Source organism: Mesorhizobium sp. M7A.F.Ca.US.006.04.2.1 (assembly GCF_004022915.1).
In the GTDB taxonomy this organism is placed as follows: domain Bacteria; phylum Pseudomonadota; class Alphaproteobacteria; order Rhizobiales; family Rhizobiaceae; genus Mesorhizobium; species Mesorhizobium ciceri.
Window position 1 is genome coordinate 1 of record NZ_RZQA01000704.1, and the last position, 3,472, is coordinate 3,472.

A 3,472-nucleotide genomic window follows, 5' to 3' on the forward strand; every position below is an offset into this window, starting at 1 on the left:
ATGCCACCGCCAGGCTATTTGTTGTTCCGCTTCTTTTGTCTTGGATCGATCCCGCCAGCAGCGGTCGTGTCGTTCTCGACATCGCCTTCGACCGTGTTCTCGCCTTCAAGCTCGAACTCTTCGCCTTCCTTGATCGTTCCCTTGGAAGTCCCGATACCAGGATTGTTCGCCAAGTCGGCATCGCTCGGTTTTTTCCATTTCGGATGTTTGGTTCCGGTCATGAGAAAACTCCTTCGACGGGATTTCAGTTTAAAAATGCAAGCCAGATGGGCCGTTCCGGTTCCAGGGCTCTGCTTCATCGGCTCGCCGCGCGCGCCGGTTAGAGCCCGAATGGATAGGTGTCGGGAACGCCGGTTCTTGCATGCTCCGGGCCAAGCGGCGTCACTGCCGCGGTTTTGTCGAACCATAGGAACGCGTCGAACTGCTGGGGCAGGGAAGCGTCCGCATAGTGGCTGCCCAGCTCGGTTTCCGGCCGGTAGATTACCCCGATGAATCGCTCCAGCCTGCGTTCCAGCAGCCGCTCACGCAGCGTCTTGTCGCGCCCGAGGTCGAGCAGGAACCGCGACACAAGAGAATCGTGGCAAAGCCGTTCGTAGCTGTCGGCGTGCGACGCGCGAACCTGCTTCACCTCCATTTCGCCATCCCAGTCGCTTGCGGCCGCTACAGTGCCGGAATGCGTGCCCATACCGATTAGCGCTGCCTCATCGCCGAAACGCTGCCGGCAGAGCTGACCGATGTTCAGTTCGTCCCTGACGACACCCATCTCGGTAAAGCGGGCATCGCCGATATGGGAATTGTGCGCCCACACCACCGCCTTGGAGTTGGGGCCGCCGGCGTTCAACAAATGTTCCAAGGTCTCGAACATGTGGGTGTCGCGCAGGTTCCAGGACTCCGCACCGCCATAGTACATGATCCGGTAGTAGTGTTCGGCGGACGCGATCAGCCGAGCATTCTGACTGGCGTCGAGAAAGTCGGTTCCGTCCTGTTTTGCATAATCGAGTTGTCTGGCGAGCAAGTCCCGGCATTGTTCCAGCACGGCTTTCTCGCATTTTTTATAGCCGGCGGTGAGCACCGCACGGCCGTAGGTAGACGGTTCGTGTTGCCAGGGCGTCAGGCAACCATACCGTTCGCGTGCAATCTTGGCTGCCTGGGGATCGACCCGGTCGAGATAGTCGAGGACCGCGCCTATGGACCCGCTCATATTGTAGATGTCCAGGCCGTAGAACCCTGCTTGCTCCGAAGGTTCTAGCTTCTCGTTGCGACGGCGCATCCAGTCGGAGAAGGCCGCGACATCGGTGTTGCGCCACATCCACGTCGGAAACCGCTGGAATGGCGCACCGGCGCCTGTTCGCGGCCGACGATGGCGAACATAGCGGTCGATCGCCGCCGCATCGGGCCAGTCCGCCTCGACCGCGACGATGGTGAAGCCGTGCCGTTCGATAAGCCTGCGGGTGATCGCCGCGCGCGCCCTGTAGAACTCGGACGTGCCATGGCTTGCCTCGCCAAGCAGAACGACGCGCCGGTCGGCGAACCGGTCGAACAATGCGCCGAAGGCCGGATCGTCGAAATCGGGCAGCGGTTCAGCCGCGGCCGCAATCATATCGGGCAGGCTGATCGGATGCGGATGTCGAAGTGGGCGACCGACCTTGGTGACGGTGCCGTTTTCCGACCAACCCTGCTCGCCGATGAGAGGGACGAAGCGCACGCCGCCGAAATCCTCCTCGCTGTAGGTTGCGGCACCTGTCCGGGTGACTTTGAGCAGGCGTTGCAAATCGGGGTCGTCGCCGACCGGAATGACGAGCCTGCCGCCGACATCGAGTTGCTCCTGAAGGGCGAGCGGTGCGCCGGGACCGCTGGCTGTCACCACGATGGCATCGAACGGCGCCGCCTGCGGCCAGCCCTTGGTGCCATCGCCTGTCCGGACCTCGATGTTTCGATAGCCGAGTTTTTCAAACCGCCGTTTCGCCGTTTCTGCCAAACCGGGATGACGCTCTATGGTGTAGACCTGTTCGACGATCCGGCTCATCACCGCGGCGGCGTAACCCGAGCCGGTGCCGATTTCGAGCACGTGGTCACCCGGTTTGACGCCCGCCATTTCGATCATGAATGCGACGATGTAAGGTTGCGATATGGTCTGGCCGTCGGCGATCGGCAGCGGCGTGTCTTCATAAGCAAATTCCTCGAAACCGGGTTCTACGAAGGCCTCGCGTGGAACTTCGCGCATCGCCTGCAGAATTTCACGGTCATGGATGCCACGCCGGCCGACGTGGATATTGACCATTCGATCACGGGCACGAGGAAGATCGAGCATTTTTTAGCTCCCTTGGTGCAACGCTTCGAGGTTGTCCTTCGCGGTAGCTGCCTTGAACCTGGCCTTCGCGATTCCAGTTTCTAACCGCTGGAGGACTTCAAGGTTCCCGCCTATTTGCGGACAGAGCCGCTCGCTCCACCGGGATAGCGACCGGTCTCTTGGCCGCTCGGGTCGCGACACTGTCCCGGACGGCGGCAGTCGGGGGTTGCTCAAGCGCAAAGATGCCCCAGTTATCACCAGCGAACCGAAAGCTGGAGATGTCGATGAACGACAAGGCTGCCGCGACGCCGCAGGCTATCGGCCACGAACGGATCGACCTCATGGACCGTTACTGGCGCGCCGCGAATTACATCTCGGTCGGCCAGATCTATCTGCTCGACAATCCGCTGTTGCGCGAACCGTTGAAGGCCGAGCACGTCAAGCCTCGGTTGCTTGGCCATTGGGGCACGACGCCGGGCCTGAATTTTCTCTACCTGCATCTGAACCGCGTTATCCGCGAACGCGACCTCGATGTTCTTTTTATCTGCGGCCCGGGCCATGGCGGTCCCGCAATGGTCGCCAACACATGGCTCGAGGGCACCTATAGCGAGATCTATCCCGATATCGGGCAGGGCGAAGACGGCCTCAGGAAACTGTTCCGGCAGTTTTCCTTTCCCGGTGGCGTGCCAAGCCATGCCGCGCCCGAGACGCCAGGCTCCATCCATGAGGGCGGCGAATTGGGATATGCACTGGTTCATGCCTTCGGTGCGGCCTTCGACAATCCGGGTCTGGTGGTTGCCTGCGTCGTTGGTGACGGCGAAGCCGAGACCGGTCCGCTGGCGGCGGCATGGCATTCCAACAAGTTCCTGAACCCAGCGTCGGACGGCGCCGTCCTGCCGATCCTGCATCTAAACGGCTACAAGATCGCCAATCCGACGATCCTCGGCCGCATGGACGATCAGGAATTGCGAGACCTTTTCGCCGGCTATGGCTACGAACCGTTCTTCGTCGAAGGCCACGAACCGCTTGCCATGCACCGATCCATGGCCGCGACGCTCGACACGGTGCTCGATCGCATCCGTTCCATTCAGGAGCAGGCACGGGCTCCGGGATGGCATGGTCAACGCCCGAAATGGCCGATGATCGTGCTGCGCAGCCCCAAGGGATGGACCGGGCCGAAGG

2 protein-coding genes and 1 pseudogene are annotated in these 3,472 nt (G+C 61.4%); 1 reads left to right on the forward strand and 2 read right to left on the reverse strand.

The window, feature by feature from the left end; genetic code table 11:
- Window positions 1-14 precede the first annotated feature (14 nt).
- Together EN925_RS28405 and EN925_RS28410 are read right to left on the reverse strand one after the other, a co-directional pair.
- Window positions 15-221, reverse strand: a complete 207-nt coding sequence (locus EN925_RS28405; protein WP_128337090.1) for a hypothetical protein — start codon at window positions 219-221, stop codon at window positions 15-17.
- A 98-nt stretch (window positions 222-319) separates the two neighbouring features.
- The gene (locus EN925_RS28410; protein WP_127369071.1) at window positions 320-2,311 is read right to left on the reverse strand and encodes a protein-L-isoaspartate(D-aspartate) O-methyltransferase; all 1,992 of its coding nucleotides are present in this window, start codon (window positions 2,309-2,311) and stop codon (window positions 320-322) included.
- A gap of 263 nt (window positions 2,312-2,574) precedes the next feature.
- Between EN925_RS28410 and EN925_RS28415 the strand changes: the two are divergent.
- Window positions 2,575-3,472 (forward strand): annotated as a pseudogene (locus EN925_RS28415) (phosphoketolase); the annotation flags it as partial.

Excerpts from the sequence above, each read along its gene's own strand:
- EN925_RS28405 (WP_128337090.1), bottom strand. The coding sequence starts at position 221 with ATGACCGGAACCAAACATCCGAAATGGAAAAAACCGAGCGATGCCGAC.
- EN925_RS28410 (WP_127369071.1), bottom strand. The coding sequence starts at position 2,311 with ATGCTCGATCTTCCTCGTGCCCGTGATCGAATGGTCAATATCCACGTC.